The sequence below is a fragment of the Stenotrophomonas sp. STEN087 genome, assembly GCF_056759115.1.
The window spans coordinates 70349-90465 of record NZ_JBRRCR010000002.1 but is presented as its reverse complement, the minus strand read 5'-3'; the positions used below and the strand labels follow the sequence as shown (position 1 = coordinate 90465).

Genomic DNA, 20117 nt, shown 5'->3' with positions numbered 1-20117 from the left:
CAAAAAACCGCTGTGCAGGAACCGGCACTCAGCCTGTCGAAACCGGCGCCTCGTCGCTGTCCTCGCCGATCCAGGCACGCAGCAGCTGCCGATGTTCGCGCGACAGGGTGAGGAAACGGAAGCCGGCCCAGCTCTGCCCCGGGGCATGCGCCGGCTCGCTCCACAGCAGGTGCACGCCCACATCGATGGCCGCGCTGCGGCCGTCGCCCAGCGGCAGCGGGAAGCGCAGCTGGTACAGCGCGTCGTCGCGCAGCGGTTGGCTGGCCAGCATCAGCATGCCGGTTTCGGAAACATTGCCCAGCCGGCCGACCACGCTGTCGCGCATCTGGTCGGTGACCGGGACCAGGTCGGACACCTGGCGGCGCGGTGCGCGGCGGGTGTCCTGCGGCGGTAACTGGCTCATGCGTCAGGCTCCTGGCGGCGACGAGCGGCCAACGCGCGCAGGGCAGACAGGCTGGCCTGCCAGGCACGGTCGACCAGGCGGCCTTTTTCTTCGGTGACCAGCTGCGCCCGACCTGCGGCCATCTGCCGGGCCAGCGTATCCAGGTCGGTCTCGCTGCTCTTCTGCCCGCGCGGATTGACGAACAGCACGTGGCCGGTCAGCAGGCTGTACCAGGACAGGCGCTGGCGGCGCACGCTGCCGTCTTCGTCGGCGAGGTCGAACCAGCTGCCGAAGGGCAGGTTGGTCAGCTGCTCATGGCAGGCCTGTTCGGCCGCGGTGCGCGGTGCGGCGTCGTGGGTGCTGGTGCTGCCCGCCGCATGCTCGCCCAGGCGCGCGCGCGCCTTCAGGCGTGCACTGAGTTCGGTGCGCGAGGTGTGCTCGTCCTCGCCGCCGGGCGTGGCCAGGCGGCGGGCGACTGCCGAGGCTTCCTCGGGGTGGTAGCCGACCTGCAGCAGGGCCGCTTCCACTTCCGCGGCCAGCGGCGCGTCGGGCACGCTGTCGGCCTCGGCGGGCGCGGCGGTGACCGCGGCAATGCGTTCGGTCTGCTGCAGGCGTTCCTGCCACTGCGCCGAGTCATCGCCATGGCGCAGCCGGGTCAGGGTCAGGGCGTCGGCCCAGGCCTCGCGCAGCAGGGTCTGCACGAAGCGCGGCGGCTCCTGTGCCTGGCATTGCTGGTCGATCTGCGCGCTGGCTTCGCGGCGGGCCAGGGCCAACCGCTCCTTGCCGCGCGCTGCTTCCACATGGCGGCGTTCGGCCAGCTCGGCGCGATGCGCGGCGGCGCGCTGGTGCTGCTGGATTTCTTCATTGGCCGCAGCGAACGCTTCGGGCGTGCGCGCGTCCTGGCCCAGCAGTCCCTGCACGCTCTGCGCCAGGCGCTGCATCAGCTGCGGGTCCACGTCATCGTCGCCCAGCCAGTTGGCACCGGCTTCGGCGATGGTGTTGAGCAGTTCGCGCGCGGGGTGTTCGTCGCGCACGAAGAAGGCGGGGTCGGCCATCGCCGCGCGCGCCAGCGGCACCTGCAGGCGGGCCAGCAGGGCGGCCGGCACGGGGTCGGGGCGCTGCTGCTGCTGGACCTGCTGCAGCAGCAGGCGCAGCAGGTCGAGGTGGTCGCGATCGTGGCTGGCCAGCTGGGCCTGCGCGCCGTGCTCGCTGCGCAGCTGCGCGGTCACGGCAGTCTGCAGGTCGGTGATGCTGGTGGCGGCGCCGGCCTGGGCCTGCAGGCGCGCCAGCACCGCATCCACCAGGCCACTGGGCACCGAGGGCGGTTCGATGGCCATCGGCGCGGCGTGCCGGGCCTGCTGCAGCAGGTCGTGCAGCAGGTTGGCCGGGGGCGTGGTCAGTTCCGGGTTGGCTGCACCCGGCGGGACGGTGTCGGCGAAGGCGTTCTGCATCAGCGCCGACCACGAGCCCGCGCGGCCGGTGCTGCCCCAGCCGGTCAACGGCTCGGCCGAACGCGGTGCAGGCTGCGTCGCGCGGCCACCGCCGACGGACTGGGTGATGATGCGGCGGGTGCTGGACGAGCGCGCCAGGTACGGGGTGTAGACCAGGCCCGGCAGCACGCCGTGCTGGGCCAGCAGGTTGTTGGAGCGCTCCAAGACATCGCCGAGGCGTTCCAGCAGCTGGCGTTCGAAGCTGCGATAGAGCGCCAGCTGCAGTTCCGCGCTCAGCCCATCCTGTTCGGCCAGGCGCCGCACCAGGGTGCACAGCGCCTGCGGCGCCAGCGGCAGGGTGTCGTTGTCGAACGCCGGGGCGGCGGCCAGCACCGCAAGGCGCTGGCCGAGCAGGTTCAGGGAATTGCCCGAACGCTGGTTTTCCCGGCGCACCATTTCGGTCAGCACCAGGTTGCGGTCCACTTCGTGGTCATCCACCAGCGACAGGCCCAGCAGGCCCGGCGGGCGAGCGGGCGCGCTCGGCGGCGCGGTGTCCTGCGGCGCACGCAGCTGCACCAGGCTGTCGGCCAGCGCATCGAGCATGCGGTCGCAGAAGGTGCCGGCAAACGCGTGCAGCTGGCCACGCTGTGCCAGCAGCTCCGCCTGCATCTGCGGATTGCGTGCATGGTCGGCATCGTGCAGCAACGCCTGTTCGGCCGCTTCCACGGTAAGGATGAGCGGCGCGGTCAGCACATGGCGGCACAGCACCAGCAGTTCACCCAGCAGCTCGCGCACGCGGGGGGGCAGGTCTGCGGCGGCCAGGCGCGCGCTGTCAGGGGTGGCAAAGGGGAAAGCGGCAGACATCGGGTGCAGTTCCGGGATTCCCGCGAATCGACATGGGAATCTACCGTGTCGGCAGCCGCGGGCGCTACTTGAGGAATTTCTGCGGTGGGCACCCGTTCAAACGCAGCGAAGGGCGGCCAGCGGCCGCATCCGCCAGGCATGGCCCGGCGCTACTCCTCCAGGAACAGGCTCACCACATCGTTGGTGAAGCGACGGCCCAGTTCGGTCGGCTGCACGTGGTCGCCGCTCACCTCCAGCCAGCCGCGCTGCACGGCTTCGGCCAGCGGTGCGTCCAGCACGCTGCGCGGCAGGCCGGTGCGCGATTCGAAGTCGCGCAGGCCGAAGCCCTCGTGCAGGCGCAGCAGGTTCAGCATGTACTCAAACGGCAGGCGGTCGGCAGCGATCACTTCGTCGCCCCCGAACGAGGCCGGGCTGCCGGCGCTGTCCATGTAGGCCTGCGGGTGCTTGAGCTTCCAGCGCCGCAGCACGTGTTCCTCGGCACCGGAGCTGATCTTGCCGTGCGCGCCGGCACCGATGCCCAGGTAATCGCCGAAGCGCCAGTAGTTCAGGTTGTGCGCGCTCTGCCGGCCGGGGCGGGCATAAGCACTCACTTCATACTGGCCGAAACCGGCCTGCGCCAGCAGCGCCTGGCAGTGCTCCTGCATGTCCCAGGCATTGTCCTCGTCGGGGATGCCCTGCGGCGGCCGCGCGAAGAACACGGTGTTCGGTTCCAGGGTCAGCTGGTAGTGCGAGATGTGTGCCGGCTGCAGCGCGAAGGCGCGTTCCAGGTCGGCCTCGGCACCGGCCAGGGTCTGTTCCGGCAGCGCGTACATCAGGTCGATGTTGAAATTGTCGTAGCCCGCGTCCTGCGCCATCTTCACCGCGCGCTCGGCTTCGCCACTGTCGTGGATGCGGCCCAGGCGCTTCAGTGCGGCATCGTCGAAGCTCTGGATGCCGAAGCTGAGGCGGTTCACGCCGGCCGCGCGGTAGCGGTCGAAGCGACCGTGCTCGGCGGTGCCCGGGTTGGTTTCCAGGGTGATCTCGGCATTGGGCGCAAAGCGCAGGCGCGCGCTGGCCTGCTGCAGGAAGCGGTCGATCGCTTCCGGCGGGAACAGGCTGGGCGTACCACCACCGAAGAACACGCTGTGCACCACCCGGCCCCAGACCAGCGGCAGGTCCTGGTCGAGGTCGCGCAGCAGGGCATCGATGTAGGCCTCGAACGGCAGCTCGCCCTTGGCCTGGTGCGAGTTGAAATCGCAGTACGGGCATTTGCGCACGCACCACGGCAGGTGCACGTACAGCGACAGCGGCGGCGGCACCAGGCGCGGCGCGGTGTCGTGTGCGTGGTCGGCGGAGCAGGCTTCGCCGGGCAGGTGGTTGCAGTGGTCGTGGTCGTGCGGCATGGGTTTCATCGGTAGTGCCGGCCGCTGGCCGGCTTCCCTGGGCTAATCAGAGGGGCGTCAGAGCCAGCGGGCCAGCTGCTGCTTGAGCTGCTGCAGGGCGGTGGCGCGGTGGCTGATGGCGTTCTTCAGCGCCGGCTCCATCTCCGCGGCGGTCAGGCCGTGGCTGGTATCGAGGAACACCGGGTTGTAGCCGAAGCCGTTGGTACCGCGCAGTTCGCGGATGATCTGGCCTTCCCAGCGGCCTTCGCAGATCAGCGGCTGCGGGTCGGTGGCATGGCGCAGCAGCACGATGACCGCATAGAAGCGGGCACTGCGCTGGCCATCGGCAATGTCGGCCATCGCTTCCAGCAGCTTGGCGTTGTTGGCCGCGGCATTGGTCGGGTGGCCGGCGTAGCGCGCGCTGTACAGGCCGGGCGCGCCGCCGAGCGCATCGACGATCAGGCCCGAATCATCGGCCAGTGCCGGCAGGCCGGTCGCTTCGCAGGCCGCGCGTGCCTTCAGCAGCGCGTTCTCGACGAAGGTCAGGCCGGTCTCCTCCACGTCACCCAGGCCCAGTTCGGCGGCCGAGGTGATCTGCAGCGGCAGGTCGGCGAGGATCTCCTGCATTTCCACCAGTTTGCCGGCGTTGTGGCTGGCAAGCACGAGCGTCTTCATCAGCGGGGCTCCAACAGGTCCCAGGTGTTGCCGTACAGATCGCGGAACACCGCGACGGTGGCATAGGCTTCTTCGCGCGGCGCTTCCAGGAATTCGACGCCGGCGGCGACCATCGCCGCGTGGTCGCGGTGGAAGTCATCGGTGTTGAGGAGGAAGCCGACGCGGCCACCGGTCTGGTTGCCGATGCGGCTGCGCTGTTCCTCGTTGCTGGCGCGGGCCAGCAGCAGGGCGGCAGCGCTGCCATCGGTCGGCCCGACCACCACCCAGCGCTTGCTGCCCTGGTCGATGTCCTCCAACAGGGCGAAGCCGAGCTTGCCGGTGTACCAGGCAATGGCTTCGTCGTAGTCGGCCACCACCAGGGTGGTCAGGGCGATGCGGCGGTTCATGCCGACAGCGCCGCCTGCTGTGCGGCCAGCAGCTCGCCCACGCCCTTTTCGGCCAGGCCCACCAGCGCGTCCAGTTCATCGCGGCGGAAGGCATGGCCTTCGGCGGTGCCCTGCAGCTCGATGAAGCCGCCACCGTCGTTCATCACCACGTTCATGTCGGTGTCGCAGTCGCTGTCTTCGGCGTAGTCCAGGTCCAGCACCGGGGTGCCGCGGTACACGCCCACCGACACGGCCGCCACGGCGCCGAGGATCGGGTTGCGCTTGATGTCGCCACGCTTCATCAGCACGTTCACCGCATCGACCAGGGCCACGTAGGCGCCGGTGATGGCGGCGGTGCGGGTGCCACCGTCGGCCTGCAGTACGTCGCAGTCCAGGGTGATGGTGCGTTCCCCCAGGGCGTTGCGGTCCACGCAGGCGCGCAGGCTGCGGCCGATCAGGCGCTGGATTTCCAGGGTGCGGCCGCCCTGCTTGCCACGCGCCGCTTCACGGTCGCTGCGGGTGTGGGTGGCGCGCGGCAGCATGCCGTATTCGGCGGTCACCCAGCCTTCGCCCTTGCCACGCAGGAAGCCCGGCACGCGGTTTTCCACGCTGGCGGTGCACAGCACGCGGGTTTCACCGAAGCACACCAGCACCGAACCCTCGGCATGGCGGGTGAAGCCGCGTTGGATGACGACCGGGCGGAGCTGGTCGGGCTGGCGGCCACTGGGGCGGGAATCGGACATGGTGCGGGTTCCGTAAGGGCATGGGAGTACGCCGCCATGCCCGCGACCTTGACGGGGCGGGCAGGGGGGCTCAGGTGAGGGCGCTAGGGTACCATTCCCCCTTTGCACGCACCGGACACATTCCATGATTCGAAGCATGACCGCCTATGCCGGCGGCGAGCGCGTCACCCCGTGGGGCACGCTGGGCTGCGAGCTGCGCTCGGTCAACCACCGGTTCCTGGAAGTGGGCACCCGCCTGCCCGAGGAACTGCGTGCGCTTGAACCTCAGCTGCGCGAGCGCATCGCCGCCCGCCTGAGCCGCGGCAAGCTGGACCTGGTCATGCGCCTGCGCGCGCCGGAAGGTGCCGCCAGCCTGCAGGTGAACGAAGCGCTGCTGGGCCAACTGGGCCAGCTCGCGCACCGCCTGACCTCCGATTTCCCCAACCTGCAGGTCAGCTTCACCGAGCTGCTGCAGCTGCCGGGCGTGACCCAGGGCGAGGCCACCGACGCAGCGGCCCTGCAGGCCGAGGCGCTGTCGCTGCTGGACCAGGCACTGGACGGCTTCGTCGCCGCCCGTGAGCGCGAAGGCGACAAGCTGGCCGCCGCCATTGCCGAGCGCGTGGACGGCATCGAGCGCATCGCCAATGACGTGCGCACTCTGATCCCGGCCATTCGCGACGGACAGCGCGCCAAGCTGGCCGCCCGCCTGGCCGACCTGCCGCACCCGGTCGACCCCGGCCGTGCCGAGCAGGAACTGGTGATGTGGCTGCAGAAGCTGGACGTGGACGAGGAGCTGGACCGCCTGGGCAGCCACATCGTCGAGATCCGCCGCGTGCTGAAGCAGCGCGAGCCGGTCGGCCGCCGCCTGGACTTCCTGCTGCAGGAGTTCAACCGCGAAGCCAACACGCTGGGCTCGAAGTCGGTGGACAGCCGCACGTCCAATGCCGCGGTGGAGCTGAAGGTGCTGATCGACCAGATCCGCGAGCAGGTTCAGAACATCGAATGATGTGCAGCGGGGCGCCTTCGGGCGCCCTTCTTCATTGGGTTGAGTGCAGGTAGCCACGCATGGATGACGCGAACGACCCTCATCTGCCGATACGTCCTACCCTGGACCTGCTCGATGAGGTTCTGGATGTCGCCGGCCTGGAAAATGACGCAGGCGCCCAGGCGGCGCTGGCCCTGGGCTTTTGCGACCGGCTTGGGGATCGCCTGGATGCCGATCAACGCGCGGCGGTCGACGCGGCGCGCTGCTATTGGAGCCAGCAGGACAGGGCAGGGCGACGCCGGTGGCACGCTGTCTATGCGTCCCGGCTCGACCAGCAGCGGCAGGTCCTCAGCCCTGTTGACCGGCTGGTCTGGTGCAGCCTGGTCGACAACACCGGGCTCACCGGGTCTACGGGTGAGTTCCTGGTGCTGGAAGCGCTTGATGCCGGCCTGGGGCTGGATGACGTCGAGGCGGTGTTGTGCGGCTCGGTTCCGGGATTTGCGGCGGCGAGGGTGCGCCGGCCCCGCTGAGGCGCCTTTTCTGGCCCGATTCTCTAGATCGCTTCCGCCAGCGCCCGCAGTGCTCCCTGCGGATTGGTCTTGATGATGTGCAGCAGCGCGCGCGCGGGGCCCGTCGGATCCCGTCGACCCTGTTCCCAGTTGCGCAGCGTTCCCACATCCACGCGGATGATGTCTGCGAATTTCTGCTGGGAAAGACCTGTGGCCTGTCGGATGGCGCGAACTTCCATCGGGCTGACATGGCGCTCGCGCGACGGGCTGCGCTCCCCCTTCAGGATCTCGTTGGCTTCGGTAACGCTGCCCATGAGTTCGGCAAAAAGATGGTTGTCCATGGCTCACTTCCAGTTTTCGATGATGTTTCGCAGCGCTTTCTTCTGATCTGCTGTGAGATCGTCCTGATCATTCTTCGGGTAAGCCAGAAGCAGAACGATCTGGGACGCAGTGACGAAGTAGTAATAGATGATGCGGGCGCCGCCGCGTTTCCCTCGCCCTGGCAGGGCAGCGCGGATCTTGCGCAGGCCACCGGTACCTTCGATCAGGTCGCCGGCCTCCGGATTGGCCGCCAACCCCGTTTGAAAGGCACCGTAGTCCTCGTCCGACATCAGGGCCGTGATGAGGCGGGTGAACGTCGGCGTTTCGACGAAGATCATACGGCACGGTACGCCAATGGCGTATGTGCGTCAATGGCGTACATTCTGGTCCGCTGGCTCCGTGGCCAGATCAGCCATTCCAGCCCGCTCTGTTAAAGTTGCGTGCCCGCACCCCGGGGAGCCATCTGCCGGGCCTGGTTCCAGGATGTTCCGCGCAGCTCCCGCCGTGCTGGCGCGATCCTCCGCGCCGGTTCTGGAACATCGAGGATAAATTTTGCGAAATCAACAACTTGGGTTCCGCGCATGAGCGCTCCGTCCACCCCGTCGGCCGCCGTTGCGCGCGGTACGCTGTACATCGTTGCCGCCCCCTCGGGTGCCGGCAAGAGCAGCATCGTCAACGCCACCCTGGCGCGTGACCCGCAGATTGCCCTGTCCATTTCCTTCACCTCGCGCGCCATGCGCCCGGGTGAGGTGAACGGCGAGCACTACCACTTCGTCAGCGCCGAGACGTTCGAGGAAATGATCGCCGACGGCGACTTCTTCGAGCATGCCTGGGTGCATGGCGACTGGAAGGGCACCGCCCGCCAGTCGGTGGAACCGCAGCTGGCCGCCGGCCAGGACGTGCTGCTGGAAATCGATTGGCAGGGCGCGCAGCAGGTGCGCCAGCTGGTGCCGGGCACGGTGACGGTGTTCATCCTGCCGCCATCCAAGCAGGCCCTGCAGGACCGCATGCGCAAGCGCGGCCAGGACAGCGAAGCGGTCATCGCCCAGCGCCTGGGCGCCGCCCGCGATGAAATGCTGCACTTCAACGAGTTCGACTACGTCATCGTCAACGAGGTGTTCGACACCGCCGTGGACGAGCTGTGCGCCATCTTCACCGCCAGCCGCCTGCGCCGGGAGGCCCAGAAGGTCCGCCACGCCGGCCTTATCCAGGCCCTGCTGACCCCCGATGCGGGTGCAACTGACTGATTCCAAAAGAATCGGGTGGGGGTTGGCTTGATTTTGTCCAGCCCCTGCCAGTACACTCCGTCCCCTTTCCCTCATTCGACTGAGCGGCCGACCGGTCGCCGGGAGCCCGTATGGCCCGCATCACCGTAGAAGATTGCCTGGAAGTCGTTAACAACCGTTTCGAGCTGGTCATGATGGCCTCCAAGCGTGCCCGTCAGCTCGCCAACGGCGTGCAGGCCACCCTGGACAACGACACCGAAGACAAGCCGACCGTGCTGGCACTGCGCGAAATCGCCGCCCGCAAGATCGACAACGCGCTGATCGACGAAGTCGAGAAGGCCGAGCGCGAGCGTGCCGAGCGTGAAGCGCTGGAGTGGGCCGCCGCTGAAGTGGTCGCCGACGAAGACATGTCCAAGAACGACGATTGATCGCATCGATCAATGCCGTTGCTTGACCGCTGAACAGCCCGCCCCGTGCGGGCTGTTTCGCATTCAGGGTTTGCCGTAATCGGCGCGCTGGCATAGGCTTCTGGCATGAACCCAGGCCCCACTGCCAAGGTAGCCGCGCCCACCGCCGCGGCCGTACCTGATTACGTCCTCCAGCTCGAACGCGCCGCCCATTACCTGCCGCCGGAACAGCTGCCGCTGCTGCGCCGTGCCTGGGAAGTCGGTGCGTCGGCGCATGCTGGGCAGACGCGCAAGTCGGGCGAGCCCTACATCACCCATCCGGTGGCCGTGGCCCAGGTGCTGGCCGAGCTCGGCCTGGACGTGGAAGCGCTGATCGCCGCGATCCTGCACGACACCATCGAAGACACGCCGCTGACCCGCGAAGAGCTGGCCTCCGAGTTCGGCGAAGCCGTGGCCGAGCTGGTCGATGGCGTGACCAAGCTGGACAAGCTGAAGTTCCGCGACCGCCAGGAAGCGGCCGCCGAGAGCTTCCGCAAGATGCTGCTGGCGATGTCGCGCGACCTGCGCGTGATCATGATCAAGCTGGCCGACCGCCTGCACAACATGCGCACGCTGGGCGCGCAGAGCCGCGAAGCGCGCAGCCGCATCGCCCGCGAGACGCTGGAGATCTACGCGCCCATCGCCCAGCGCCTGGGCATGAGCCTGGTCAAGAGCGAGCTGCAGAACCTGGGCTTCAAGGCGCTGTACCCGTGGCGCCACGCCATCATCGAAAAACACATCCGCAGCCAGCCGGTGGTACGCCGCGAGGCGATGGCGCAGGTGGAAGTGCAGCTGTCGCAGCGGCTGGCGAAGGAAGGCATCGAGCACCGCCTGGTCAGCCGCATCAAGACCCCGTGGAGCATCTACAACAAGATGCGCGACGAGAACAAATCCTTCGACCAGGTGATGGACGTGTTCGGTTTCCGCCTGGTCGTGCGCAGCGTGCCCAGCTGCTACCACGCGCTGGGTTCGGTGCACGCCACCTTCAAACCGCTGGATGGCCGCTTCCGCGATTTCATCGCGATTCCCAAGGCCAACGGTTACCAGTCGCTGCACACCGTGCTGTTCGGGCCCTACGGTTCGCCCATCGAAGTGCAGATCCGCACCGAGGAAATGGACCTGATCGCCGAACGCGGCGTGGCCGCGCACTGGACCTACAAGTTCGGTGGCGATTCGCCCAACAGCGCGCAGAGCCGTGCCCATGCCTGGATCGTTGAACTGATCGATTCGCAGCGCGCCGCCGGTTCCTCGCTGGAATTCCTCGACAACGTGAAGGTCGACCTGTTCCCGGACGAGGTCTACCTGTTCACCCCGAAGGGCAAGATCCTGGCCCTGCCACGCAACTCCACCGCGCTCGATTTTGCCTATGCCGTGCACACCGACGTCGGCAACATGGCCGTGGCCTCGCGCGTGGACAAGAAGCTGGTGCCGCTGCGTACCAAGCTGGTGTCCGGGCAGTCGGTGGAAATCATCACCGCGCGTTCGGCCACGCCCAAGCCGCAGTGGCTGGAATTCGTGGTCACCAGCAAGGCGCGCACCGCCATCCGCCACCAGCTCAAGCAGCTGGAGCACGAAGACGCCGTGCAGCTGGGCCACCGCATGCTGGACCGCGCGCTGGAAGCGATGGATTCGTCGCTGGAACGCCTGCCAAAGGGGCGCCTCGATGCGTTCCTGGCCGAACACCGTTTCCCGCGCCTGGAGGCCCTGCTGGCCGAAGTGGCGCTGGGCAACTGGATGCCGACCCAGGCCGCGCAGGCGCTGATGGCCTATGCCGAGCTGCGCGGCGGCCCGCATTCGCGCCACCACTCGCAGGAAAAGATCCTCATCAACGGCAGCGAGCGTGGCGTGGTCACCTTCGCCGGCTGCTGCCAGCCGATCCCCGGCGACGAGATCATGGGTTACCACACCGCCGGCAAGGGCATCGTGGTGCACCGCGTGGATTGCCCGAACCTGGCCGAGCTGCGCAAGTCGCCCGAGCGCTGGGTGCCGATCGGCTGGGACACCACCGTGTCCGGCGACTACAACACCGCGCTGGTGGTGGAAGTGGAGAACGGCACCGGCGTGCTGGCGCAGCTGGCCGCGGCCATCGCGCAGAGCCACTCCAACATCGAGCGCGTGGATTACCTGGACCGCGACTTCAACGCCGCCGTGCTGGCGTTCAACATCCAGGTGCGCGACCGCAACCACCTGGCCGAAGTCATGCGCCGCCTGCGCCGCCTGTCGGTGGTGCAGTCGGTACGCCGCCAATAACGCACGGGGTCGGATCCCTCTCCAGCGGAGAGGGCTCTGACCCCATCGCGTGACCCGATCGCATGCACGGGGTCAGAGCCGTTTCCCGCCGGGAAACGGATCCGACCCCAGCCGACATCGCGCCCACCCGGTACAATCACCGCTCTGTTTTCCCCCAACGCACCGGAGCGACCATGTCCCGCCAGATCATCAACACCGAAAAGGCACCTGCCGCCATCGGCCCGTACTCGCAGGCCGTGCGCGCCGGCAACACCGTGTACTTCTCCGGCCAGATTCCGCTGGACCCGGCCACCGGCGACATCGTCGGCGTGGGTGACGTGGAAGCGCAGGCCCGCCGCGCCTTCGAAAACCTCAAGGCCGTGGCCGAAGCCGCCGGTGGTTCGCTGGACAAGGTCGTGCGCCTGGGCCTGTACCTGACCGACCTGGCCGAATTCGCCAAGGTCAACGCCGTCATGCAGGACTACTTCCAGGCCCCGTTCCCGGCCCGTTCCACCATCGAAGTCTCCGGCCTGCCGAAGGGCGCCAACTTCGAGGTCGACGCGGTGATGGTCATCGACTGACCCACCCGTGGCACGCAAGGCGGCGGTCACCCCGGCACTGTCACCGTCCGGCGAAGCATCCCTGGCGATGCTGGCCGGCGTGGGCCCGGCCGTGGCCGCCAAACTGCAGGCGCGTGGCCTGGCCACCCTGCAGGATCTGTGGCTGCACCTGCCGCTGCGCTATGAAGACCGCACCCGGCTGACCCGCATCGAAGACCTGCGCCCGGGCGTGCCCGCGCAGGTGGAAGTGCGGGTCACCGCGGTCGAACGCGGCATGCGTTACCGGCCCATGCTGAAGGTGGCGGTGGAAGACGAAGGGCGGGGCACCCTGGTGCTGCGCTTCTTCCACTTCCGCCAGCAGCAGGTCGGCCAGTTCGCGGTGGGCAACCGGCTGCGCTGCTTCGGCACGCCCAAGCCCGGCCACCTCGGCCTGGAAATCGTCCACCCCAGCTACCAGGTGCTGGGCCGCAACGACGATCCCGAACTCGGCGACCGCCTCGACCCGGTGTATCCCACCGTGGAAGGCGTCGGCCCGATGACCATGCGCAAGCTGATCGGCCAGGCCCTGGACCGCCTGCCCGAGGAAAGTACGCTGGAACTGTTGCCCACGGGCTGGCTCGATGGCCTGGGCCTGCCTTCGCTGCGCAGCGCGCTGCTGACCGTGCACCAGCCGCCCCCGGATGCCGATCTGGCCGCGCTGGCCGCCGGCACCCATCCGGCGCAGCGGCGTCTGGCGATGGAAGAACTGCTGGCCCACCACCTCAGCCTGCGCCGCCAGCGCATTGCGTTGCAGGCGCATCACGCGCCGCCGCTGGCGGGCCCGGGCAAGCTGGCCAAGGCCCTGCTGAAGCAGCTGCCGTTCGCGCTGACCGGCGCGCAGGCACGCGTGTTCAAGCAGATCCGCGAAGACCTCGCACGCCCCAGCCCGATGCTGCGGCTGGTGCAGGGCGACGTCGGTTCCGGCAAGACTGTGGTGGCTGCGCTGGCCGCCATGCTGGCGGTGGAGCAGGGCAAGCAGGTTGCCCTGGCCGCACCCACCGAACTGCTGGCCGAACAGCACCTCAACAATCTTCGCGGCTGGCTGGAGCCGCTGGGCGTACGCGTCTGCTGGCTGGCCGGCAAGGTCACCGGCAAGGCACGTGCCAAGGTGATCGAGCAGGTCGCCAACGGCGAAGCGCAGGTCGTGGTCGGCACCCATGCGCTGATGCAGGAAGCGGTGGTGTTCCAGGACCTGGCCCTGGCCATCGTCGACGAGCAGCACCGCTTCGGCGTGCACCAGCGGCTGGCCCTGCGTGACAAGGGCGCGGGCGCACACAGCGTGCCGCACCAGCTGGTGATGACCGCCACGCCCATTCCGCGCACGCTGGCGATGTCCGAATACGCAGACCTGGATGTATCGGCCATCGACGAGCTGCCACCCGGCCGCACCCCGGTGCAGACCGTGGCGCTGAACAACGATCGCCGTCCCGAGCTGATCGAACGCATCGCCTTGGCCTGCCAGGAAGGGCGTCAGGTGTACTGGGTCTGCACGCTCATCGAGGAAAGCGAAGAGCTGGATGCCACGCCGGCGCAGGCCACCTACGAATCGCTGCAGGCGCTGCTGCCCGGCGTGCGCGTGGGCTTGGTGCATGGCCGCCTGAAGGCTGCGGAAAAGCTGGCGACGATGGTGGCGTTCAAGGCCGGCGAGATCGATCTGCTGGTGGCCACCACCGTGATCGAAGTGGGCGTGGACGTACCCAATGCCTCGTTGATGGTGATCGAGAACGCCGAGCGCCTGGGGCTGGCCCAGTTGCACCAGCTGCGCGGGCGGGTAGGGCGCGGCTCGGCCGTGTCGCGCTGCGTGCTGCTGTACCAGGCACCGCTTTCGCAGATGGCGCGCGAGCGCCTGCAGACCATGCGCGAAACCAACGACGGGTTCGTCATCGCCGAGAAGGATCTGGAGCTGCGCGGCCCCGGTGAACTGTTGGGCACCCGGCAGACCGGCCTGGCCGGTTTCCGCATTGCCGATCTGGCCCGCGACGCCGGCCTGCTGCCCGGCGTGCATGACCTGGCCGAGCGCCTGCTGGCCCAGCAACCGGCGCTGGCCGACCGCGTGGTCAACCGCTGGATCGGCACCGCCGTACGCTACGCCTCGGCGTAACCGCCGAAGGGGTCTGCCGACGGGGTCGGATCCCTTTGCTGCGCAAAGGGCTCTGACCCCATTCCCGGAATGCACATTCACGCATGGCGTGGCTCTACCGGAGCATCGGTAGCGCCGGGCCATGCCCGGCGGCCGCTCGCGCACCACCTGTAGAGCCGAGCCCACGCTCGGCTGCTTTCACGCATCGGGGTCAGAGCCCTTGCCCTATGGGCAAGGGATCCGACCCCATCCCCGTCGCATCTGCCCCCGCGGCAGGGTGGTCTTGCAACGGTCATCAACCCGGTCCACACTTCGTTGCCGATCTGAAGACGGCAACGATGACCCATAAGATCCCGCTGTTGATCGACACCGACCCCGGTGTGGACGACGCCCTGGCCCTGCTGATGGCCTTCGCCGATGAACGGCATGATGTGGTCGCCCTGACCATCGCTGCCGGCAACGTCGGCCTCGACTACACCGTCCGCAACGCCCTCAAGCTCTGCGACATCGTCGGCCGCACCGACGTGCCAGTGTTCGCTGGCAGCCCCGATCCGCTCATCCACCCCTCGATGGACGCTGCCCACGTGCACGGCCGCGACGGCTACGGCGACGTGGACCTGCCGCCGCCCAGCCGCCAGGCCGAGGCCGAACACGCTGCGCTGGCCATCCTGCGCCTGTCGCACCAGTACGCCGGCGAGCTGATGCTGGTGATGCTTGGCCCGCTGACCAATCTGGCGCTGGCGCTGAAGCTGGACCCGACCCTGCCCCAGCGCATCAAGCGCATCGTGGTGATGGGCGGTGCCGTCACCTGCCACGGCAACATCACCCCGGCCGCCGAATTCAACATCGCCTTCGATCCCGAAGCCGCGCATGTGGTGTTCACCTCGTTCAAGCATCTGCTGGTATCCGACTGGGAGGCCACTGTCGCCCACGGCCTGCCGCTGGAGCAGGCGGAGCAGTGGCTGCAGGCCGATTCCGACCGCGCACGCTTCTATGAGCTGATCTCGCGCAAGACCCGCGCGCTGTCCGAAGACGCGAAGGGCGGCCGCTGGTACACCGCCGATGCGGTGGCCATGGCCTGGGCGCTGAACCCGGAAGGCCAGCTGCAGGTGGAATCGCGTCCGCTTAACGTGGAACTGAACGGCACGTTCAGCCGCGGCGCCACCATCGTCGACTGGAACCGCCAGACCGGCCAGCCGGACAACTGCGACCTGCTGATGGCCTACGACCAGGCCCGTTTCGAGGCCCTGGTCCGCAAGGCGCTGGGCGCCGATTGATCCCGGCATGCGCACACCGGTTGCCCCGCGCGGCAACCGGTGTTTATAATGCCGCTCTTGACCACCAGCCCATTTACGGTGTGAGCCCATGAAGGCCGATATCCATCCGAACTACCGCGACGTCGTCTTCGAAGACGTCACTTCCGATTTCAAGATCCTGACCCGCTCCACCATGGCGACCAAGGAAACCACCACCTGGACCGACGGTAACGAATACCCGCTGGTCAAGGTCGAAATTTCCTCGGCTTCGCACCCGTTCTACACGGGCAAGCACAAGGTGATCGACACCTCGGGCCGTATCGACAAGTTCCAGAAGCGCTACGCGCGCTGATCCGTCGATCCAGCTTTGAACCGACGGCCGCGCTTTGCGCGGCCGTTTGTTTTTGTCCGGCGCCCACCCAACAGGCGTTTGGAATGGCGGAACAGACCGTTCAGGGGATGGCGTCTTTGCCCATCAAGGCCGCTTGCCGGCAGGGTTGCCCCTGCCCGTCGTCTACGACTTCCGTCTAGCCCCCGACAAATGCTGCTGTGCGATAATGACCTGATCCCCGGCACAGGCCGAGGACGTCATTCACGTGCCTGACCAATGCGCTTGGGCAGGCGCCTTCCCATGAAGGAGCGCACACAGTGTCCGATCTTGATCAGGTCACGCTCAACGCCGGCGACAAGTCGGTCGTTCTGCCCGTCATCAAACCCACCCTTGGCAACGACTGCGTCGACATTGCGAAGCTGACCAAGGAAACGGGGTATTTCACCTACGATTCCGGCTTCACCGCCACGGCCAGCTGCAAGTCCGCCATCACCTACATCGATGGCGACAAGGGCGTGCTGCTGTACCGCGGCTACCCGATCGAACAGCTGTCGGAAAAGTCGAGCTACGTCGAAGTGGCCTACCTGCTGATCAACGGCGAGCGCCCGAGCGCCGAGCAGCTGAAGGCCTTCACCGATGAGCTGACCGCCGAAGCCAACGTCGATGAGTCGATCAACACGCTGATCGGCAGCTTCGCCAAGGATGCCCACCCGATGGCCATCCTGGCTGCCGCGATCGCGCAGCTGTCGGCTATCTACCACGACTCGCTGGACCTGTCCGACGCCGAACAGCGTCGCCAGGCTGCCGTGCGCCTGATCGCCAAGGTGCCGACCCTGTCGGCCCTGATCTACCGCCACGGCAAGGGCCTGCCGGCCAACAAGCCGGACACCTCGCTGGATTACGTCAGCCGCTTCCTGAAGCAGACCTTCGAGTCGGCTGATGGCCAGTACGATCTGAACCCGGACGTGGTCAAGGCACTGGACCTGCTGTTCATCCTGCACGCCGACCACGAGCAGAACGCCTCGACCTCGACCGTGCGCCTGGTCGGTTCGACCGGTGCCAACCCGTACGCGTCCGTCGCCGCTGGCGTCACCGCGCTGTGGGGTCCGGCCCACGGCGGTGCCAACGAAGCCGTGCTGAAGATGCTGGAAGAGATCGGCACCGCCGACAACGTCGAGTCCGCCGTGGTCAAGGCCAAGGACAAGACCTCCGGCTTCCGCCTGATGGGCTTCGGCCACCGCGTGTACAAGAACTTCGACCCGCGCGCCAAGGTCATCGGTGAGATGACCGGCAAGGTGCTCAAGCAGCTGGGCGTGCAGGATCCGCTGCTGGACGTGGCCGTGAAGCTGGAACAGGCCGCGCTGCAGGACGAGTACTTCGTCGCCCGCAAGCTGTACCCGAACGTCGATTTCTACAGCGGCATCATCTACAAGGCGCTGCAGATCCCGACCGAAATGTTCACCGTCATGTTCGCCCTGGGCCGTACCTCCGGCTGGGTGTCGCATTGGCTGGAACAGCAGGTCGACCCGGAAATGAAGATCGGCCGTCCGCGCCAGGTCTACACCGGCAGCGACGTGCGCGACTACCAGGGCTGATCGCCTGCGGTAAGTCGTGAGAAGAACGCCCCGCACTGCGGGGCGTTTTTTTTGCGTCGTGCATGCCCTCGGCGCCGGCACCGTCGCCGGTAGCGCCGGGCCATGCCCGGCGGCTCTTGCCCTGGTATGCGCGTCCGCGCAAAAACCATCCACGCATGGCGTGGATCTACTGATGCTCGGCGTCGGCACCGTGCCCCGGTAGCGCCGGGCCATGCCCGGCGGCTCTTGCCCTGGTATGCGCGTCCGCGCAAAAACCATCCACGCATGGCGTGGATCTACTGATGCACGGCGTCGGCACCGTGCCCCGGTAGCGCCGGGCCATGCCCGGCGGCTCCTGCCCTGGTATGCGCGTCCGCGCAAAAAACATCCACGCATGGCGTGGATCTACTGATGCTCGCCGTCGGCACCGTGTCCAGGTAGCGCCGGGCCATGCCCGGCGGCTCTTGCCTTGGTACATGCCAACCTTGGTTGGCACGCCTTTGCGCTCGTCTCGCGCGTATCCACCCGCGCCAAGACCGCGTGATTCAAGGGTCTCACCAGCTTCACAAGCGCACGCGCAGCCTCAGGACGCACGCTGCACCCGCAGCACCGATACGGAGCGTCCACCCATGAGTACCCGATTTGATCCACCCGAGCGCGGCCCGCTCGGCCCCGACGTCGCCACTGTCGTCACCGCGCCCATCGTGGCGCCGCCCAGCGAAAGCGCTGTGTCCTGGGGCGCCATCTTCGCCGGTGCTGCCGCGGCCGCCGCGCTCTCCCTCATCCTGCTGATCCTCGGCGTGGGCCTCGGCCTGTCCTCGGTCTCGCCGTGGTCGTTTGAAGGTGTCAGCAAAGAAACCTTCGGCTGGTCCAGCGTCGCCTGGCTGACCTTCACCGCACTGGCCGCCTCCGGCCTGGGCGGCTACATCGCGGGCCGTCTGCGCACCAAGTGGACACAGATCCACGGCGATGAAACCTACTTCCGCGATACCGCACACGGCTTCGTGTCGTGGGCCGTCGCCACGCTGCTCACCGCCGGTCTGCTGACCTCGGCCATCGGCGGCGTGCTGGGTGCCGGTGCCAAGGTTGCAGGCGCCACCGCAGGTGCTGCAGCGTCCACTGCAGGTGTTGCCGCGGCCGGTGCCGGTGCGGCGGCTGCGGGTGCGCCGGAAGGCGACCTCAACTACTGGGTGGATTCGCTGTTCCGTAATGCAACCACCCCTGGCCCGGATGCCGCCGCTGCGCCGCCGGCCCCGCCTGCACCGGGCGCCGCCCCGGGCAATGCCCCGATGGACCCGACAGCACCGCCGCCGCCGCCGGTGGCCGCCACTGCCGGCCCGCGTGACGCCCGTATGGCACCGCCGCCGCGCCCCATGCCGGGCCATGGCCCGATGGGCGACCGTCGTGAGGTGCGTGCCGAGGTGAACCGCATCATCGTCAACAGCCTGCAGGTTGATGGCCTCGACCCGGCCGACACCCAGTACCTTGCCAGCCTGATCGCCCGCGAGACCGGTATGAGCCAGGCCGAAGCCCAGGCCCGCGTGGCCGATGTGCAGACCCGCATGCGTGCCGCGCTTGAAAAGGCCAAGAACACGGCCCAGCAGGCGGCTGACGATGCGCGCAAGGCCACGGCCTATGCCGCGCTGTGGCTGTTCATCACCCTGCTGATCGGTGCGTTCTTCGCCAGCCTCAGCGCCACCTGGGGCGGCCGCCGCCGCGACCTGTAACCCGCATTCCATGCAAGGAGACCTGCCATGAAAATGATTCTGCTCTGGCTGTTGGGCGTGCCGATTCCGCTGTTGATCCTGTACGCGATCTTCTTCTGACAGCACACGCTTGAATGATCTGACCATCAGGCCGCCGAAAGGCGGCCTGATGTTTTTGGGGTAGCGCCGGGCCATGCCCGGCGGCGTCTGTGCCATCCACGCATGGCGTGGATCTACTGCTACGCGTTTGCTCTCTGAATCCACAGTAGAGCCACGCCATGCGTGGATGCCCTCTGCTCGAGCAATGAGGTTAGTTGCAAAACAAACAGCGAAAAGTTGCATCTCTCTCAAATCTTGACCGTCATCCCTAAAATTCCTTAACAACCAAATATTTAGGAATCGTTGAATGGTCAACGGGGGTAGGGGTTCCTACCATTCTCTCCGTCGCCACTCCCTACCTCCGGTGTGGTGACGCTCCCCTCCCACCCTCCTTCCTCCGGGAGGGGAGCTTCTTCCTTTCATTGTCCGAGAGAGACAACACCGATGAACACTTTCCTGAAAAAGGCCGCGCTTGCTGCAGCGCTGGTCACCGCTTCGCTGTCCGCACACGCCGCCGACGTCGATATCGCCGTCTGGGCCGACGTGGATCCGACGCTCGCTCTCCTGAAGGCTGACGGCACACCGCTGGACGACTCGGTCAAGATGGCGCACAACCCGGGCACGGGCCTGCTGGTGCCGTGGACCCAGCGCGTTCGCATCTACAGCAACGACCCCAAGAAAGATATTGAAGTGCGTTTGGGGGCCGACCCGACGCTGGTACTGGAAAGCGGTGGTGGCACGCCGGTGCCCCTGGCTGTCAGCCTCAACGGCCAAGCCCTGACTACGACCCAGCGCACCTACGATGCCAGCAATCTGTTCGATGGCGCGCTACCCGGCGCATCCATCCCGATGGATCTGCGCATTGCACAAGGCAATGCCACTGCCATCCTGGATGCTGGCAAGTACGTGGGCATCGTCAACATCGCCATGGTCCAGAGCGCCGGCACCCCGTAACAC

20 protein-coding genes are annotated in these 20117 nt (G+C 67.5%); 12 read left to right on the top strand and 8 right to left on the bottom strand.

Translation table 11 applies throughout. The features are described from left to right. Positions 1-28 precede the first annotated feature (28 nt). The 6 genes from ACVOK1_RS01090 to rph all read right to left on the bottom strand — a co-directional run bounded on the left by ACVOK1_RS01090 (position 29) and on the right by rph (position 5820). Entirely contained in the window at positions 29-403 is a 375-nt protein-coding gene (locus ACVOK1_RS01090; RefSeq protein ID WP_108769876.1) for a PilZ domain-containing protein, read from the bottom strand. After that, on the bottom strand, positions 400-2676 hold the full coding sequence (locus tag ACVOK1_RS01085) for a DUF1631 family protein (protein WP_481560797.1): 2277 nt from the start codon (positions 2674-2676) through the stop codon (positions 400-402). The genes ACVOK1_RS01090 and ACVOK1_RS01085 overlap by 4 nt, the downstream gene beginning before the upstream one ends. A 149-nt stretch (positions 2677-2825) precedes the next feature. Next, positions 2826-4058: a radical SAM family heme chaperone HemW gene (gene hemW / locus ACVOK1_RS01080; RefSeq protein ID WP_164075215.1), complete on the bottom strand. Its 1233-nt coding sequence runs from the start codon at positions 4056-4058 to the stop codon at positions 2826-2828. Positions 4059-4115: 57 nt separating this feature from the next. Next, a complete protein-coding gene (gene rdgB, locus ACVOK1_RS01075) occupies positions 4116-4712 on the bottom strand; it encodes an RdgB/HAM1 family non-canonical purine NTP pyrophosphatase (RefSeq protein WP_481560796.1) in 597 nt (198 codons plus the stop codon). After that, positions 4712-5098, bottom strand: coding sequence for a VOC family protein (locus ACVOK1_RS01070; protein ID WP_481560795.1), 387 nt, complete (start codon positions 5096-5098; stop codon positions 4712-4714). The genes rdgB and ACVOK1_RS01070 overlap by 1 nt, the downstream gene beginning before the upstream one ends. Next, positions 5095-5820 carry a ribonuclease PH gene (gene rph / locus ACVOK1_RS01065; protein WP_481560794.1) on the bottom strand — a complete coding sequence of 242 codons (726 nt, stop codon included), beginning with the start codon at positions 5818-5820 and terminating at the stop codon, positions 5095-5097. Before rph ends, ACVOK1_RS01070 begins: the two co-directional genes overlap by 4 nt. A 124-nt stretch (positions 5821-5944) precedes the next feature. On the opposite strand from rph, the gene ACVOK1_RS01060 reads away from it, so the two are divergent. Beyond that, positions 5945-6805, top strand: coding sequence for a YicC/YloC family endoribonuclease (locus tag ACVOK1_RS01060; RefSeq protein ID WP_108769871.1), 861 nt, complete (start codon positions 5945-5947; stop codon positions 6803-6805). A gap of 59 nt (positions 6806-6864) precedes the next feature. Further along, the gene (locus tag ACVOK1_RS01055) at positions 6865-7314 is read left to right on the top strand and encodes a hypothetical protein (RefSeq protein ID WP_481560793.1); all 450 of its coding nucleotides are present in this window, start codon (positions 6865-6867) and stop codon (positions 7312-7314) included. Positions 7315-7337: 23 nt separating this feature from the next. Here ACVOK1_RS01055 and nadS read toward each other — a convergent pair whose 3' ends face one another. Then, the gene (gene nadS / locus ACVOK1_RS01050) at positions 7338-7634 is read right to left on the bottom strand and encodes a NadS family protein (protein ID WP_079223060.1); all 297 of its coding nucleotides are present in this window, start codon (positions 7632-7634) and stop codon (positions 7338-7340) included. A 3-nt stretch (positions 7635-7637) separates the two neighbouring features. Further along, a complete protein-coding gene (locus ACVOK1_RS01045; RefSeq protein ID WP_481560792.1) occupies positions 7638-7952 on the bottom strand; it encodes a type II toxin-antitoxin system RelE/ParE family toxin in 315 nt (104 codons plus the stop codon). 243 nt (positions 7953-8195) lie between these two features. On the opposite strand from ACVOK1_RS01045, the gene gmk reads away from it, so the two are divergent. From gmk to ACVOK1_RS00995, 10 genes are all read left to right on the top strand, one after another. Beyond that, the gene (gene gmk / locus ACVOK1_RS01040) at positions 8196-8861 is read left to right on the top strand and encodes a guanylate kinase (protein WP_108769867.1); all 666 of its coding nucleotides are present in this window, start codon (positions 8196-8198) and stop codon (positions 8859-8861) included. 110 nt (positions 8862-8971) lie between these two features. Next, positions 8972-9268 carry a DNA-directed RNA polymerase subunit omega gene (rpoZ, locus tag ACVOK1_RS01035; protein ID WP_079223054.1) on the top strand — a complete coding sequence of 99 codons (297 nt, stop codon included), beginning with the start codon at positions 8972-8974 and terminating at the stop codon, positions 9266-9268. A 105-nt stretch (positions 9269-9373) separates the two neighbouring features. Continuing rightward, positions 9374-11536 carry a RelA/SpoT family protein gene (locus ACVOK1_RS01030; protein WP_481560791.1) on the top strand — a complete coding sequence of 721 codons (2163 nt, stop codon included), beginning with the start codon at positions 9374-9376 and terminating at the stop codon, positions 11534-11536. Positions 11537-11709: 173 nt separating this feature from the next. Next, the gene (locus tag ACVOK1_RS01025; RefSeq protein ID WP_481560790.1) at positions 11710-12096 is read left to right on the top strand and encodes a RidA family protein; all 387 of its coding nucleotides are present in this window, start codon (positions 11710-11712) and stop codon (positions 12094-12096) included. 7 nt (positions 12097-12103) lie between these two features. Continuing rightward, positions 12104-14215 (top strand): ATP-dependent DNA helicase RecG, encoded by a 2112-nt coding sequence (gene recG, locus ACVOK1_RS01020; RefSeq protein ID WP_481560789.1) that lies wholly within the window; start codon positions 12104-12106, stop codon positions 14213-14215. Between the two features lie 317 nt (positions 14216-14532). After that, positions 14533-15471 (top strand): nucleoside hydrolase, encoded by a 939-nt coding sequence (locus ACVOK1_RS01015; RefSeq protein ID WP_481560788.1) that lies wholly within the window; start codon positions 14533-14535, stop codon positions 15469-15471. A gap of 88 nt (positions 15472-15559) precedes the next feature. Then, positions 15560-15802 (top strand): type B 50S ribosomal protein L31, encoded by a 243-nt coding sequence (locus ACVOK1_RS01010; protein ID WP_079223041.1) that lies wholly within the window; start codon positions 15560-15562, stop codon positions 15800-15802. A gap of 296 nt (positions 15803-16098) precedes the next feature. Further along, a complete protein-coding gene (locus ACVOK1_RS01005; RefSeq protein WP_481560787.1) occupies positions 16099-17376 on the top strand; it encodes a citrate synthase in 1278 nt (425 codons plus the stop codon). A 608-nt stretch (positions 17377-17984) separates the two neighbouring features. Beyond that, on the top strand, positions 17985-19082 hold the full coding sequence (locus ACVOK1_RS01000; protein ID WP_481560786.1) for a hypothetical protein: 1098 nt from the start codon (positions 17985-17987) through the stop codon (positions 19080-19082). A 522-nt stretch (positions 19083-19604) separates the two neighbouring features. Continuing rightward, positions 19605-20114: a CS1 type fimbrial major subunit gene (locus ACVOK1_RS00995; RefSeq protein WP_481560785.1), complete on the top strand. Its 510-nt coding sequence runs from the start codon at positions 19605-19607 to the stop codon at positions 20112-20114. The last annotated feature ends 3 nt before the right edge of the window (positions 20115-20117 follow it).

Coding starts and splice junctions, on each gene's coding strand:
- ACVOK1_RS01090 (WP_108769876.1), bottom strand. CDS start 403: ATGAGCCAGTTACCGCCGCAGGACACCCGCCGCGCACCGCGCCGCCAG.
- ACVOK1_RS01085 (WP_481560797.1), bottom strand. CDS start 2,676: ATGTCTGCCGCTTTCCCCTTTGCCACCCCTGACAGCGCGCGCCTGGCC.
- hemW (WP_164075215.1), bottom strand. CDS start 4,058: ATGCCGCACGACCACGACCACTGCAACCACCTGCCCGGCGAAGCCTGC.
- rdgB (WP_481560796.1), bottom strand. CDS start 4,712: ATGAAGACGCTCGTGCTTGCCAGCCACAACGCCGGCAAACTGGTGGAA.
- ACVOK1_RS01070 (WP_481560795.1), bottom strand. CDS start 5,098: ATGAACCGCCGCATCGCCCTGACCACCCTGGTGGTGGCCGACTACGAC.
- rph (WP_481560794.1), bottom strand. CDS start 5,820: ATGTCCGATTCCCGCCCCAGTGGCCGCCAGCCCGACCAGCTCCGCCCG.
- ACVOK1_RS01060 (WP_108769871.1), top strand. CDS start 5,945: ATGATTCGAAGCATGACCGCCTATGCCGGCGGCGAGCGCGTCACCCCG.
- ACVOK1_RS01055 (WP_481560793.1), top strand. CDS start 6,865: ATGGATGACGCGAACGACCCTCATCTGCCGATACGTCCTACCCTGGAC.
- nadS (WP_079223060.1), bottom strand. CDS start 7,634: ATGGACAACCATCTTTTTGCCGAACTCATGGGCAGCGTTACCGAAGCC.
- ACVOK1_RS01045 (WP_481560792.1), bottom strand. CDS start 7,952: ATGATCTTCGTCGAAACGCCGACGTTCACCCGCCTCATCACGGCCCTG.
- gmk (WP_108769867.1), top strand. CDS start 8,196: ATGAGCGCTCCGTCCACCCCGTCGGCCGCCGTTGCGCGCGGTACGCTG.
- rpoZ (WP_079223054.1), top strand. CDS start 8,972: ATGGCCCGCATCACCGTAGAAGATTGCCTGGAAGTCGTTAACAACCGT.
- ACVOK1_RS01030 (WP_481560791.1), top strand. CDS start 9,374: ATGAACCCAGGCCCCACTGCCAAGGTAGCCGCGCCCACCGCCGCGGCC.
- ACVOK1_RS01025 (WP_481560790.1), top strand. CDS start 11,710: ATGTCCCGCCAGATCATCAACACCGAAAAGGCACCTGCCGCCATCGGC.
- ACVOK1_RS01015 (WP_481560788.1), top strand. CDS start 14,533: ATGACCCATAAGATCCCGCTGTTGATCGACACCGACCCCGGTGTGGAC.
- ACVOK1_RS01010 (WP_079223041.1), top strand. CDS start 15,560: ATGAAGGCCGATATCCATCCGAACTACCGCGACGTCGTCTTCGAAGAC.
- ACVOK1_RS01000 (WP_481560786.1), top strand. CDS start 17,985: ATGAGTACCCGATTTGATCCACCCGAGCGCGGCCCGCTCGGCCCCGAC.
- ACVOK1_RS00995 (WP_481560785.1), top strand. CDS start 19,605: ATGAACACTTTCCTGAAAAAGGCCGCGCTTGCTGCAGCGCTGGTCACC.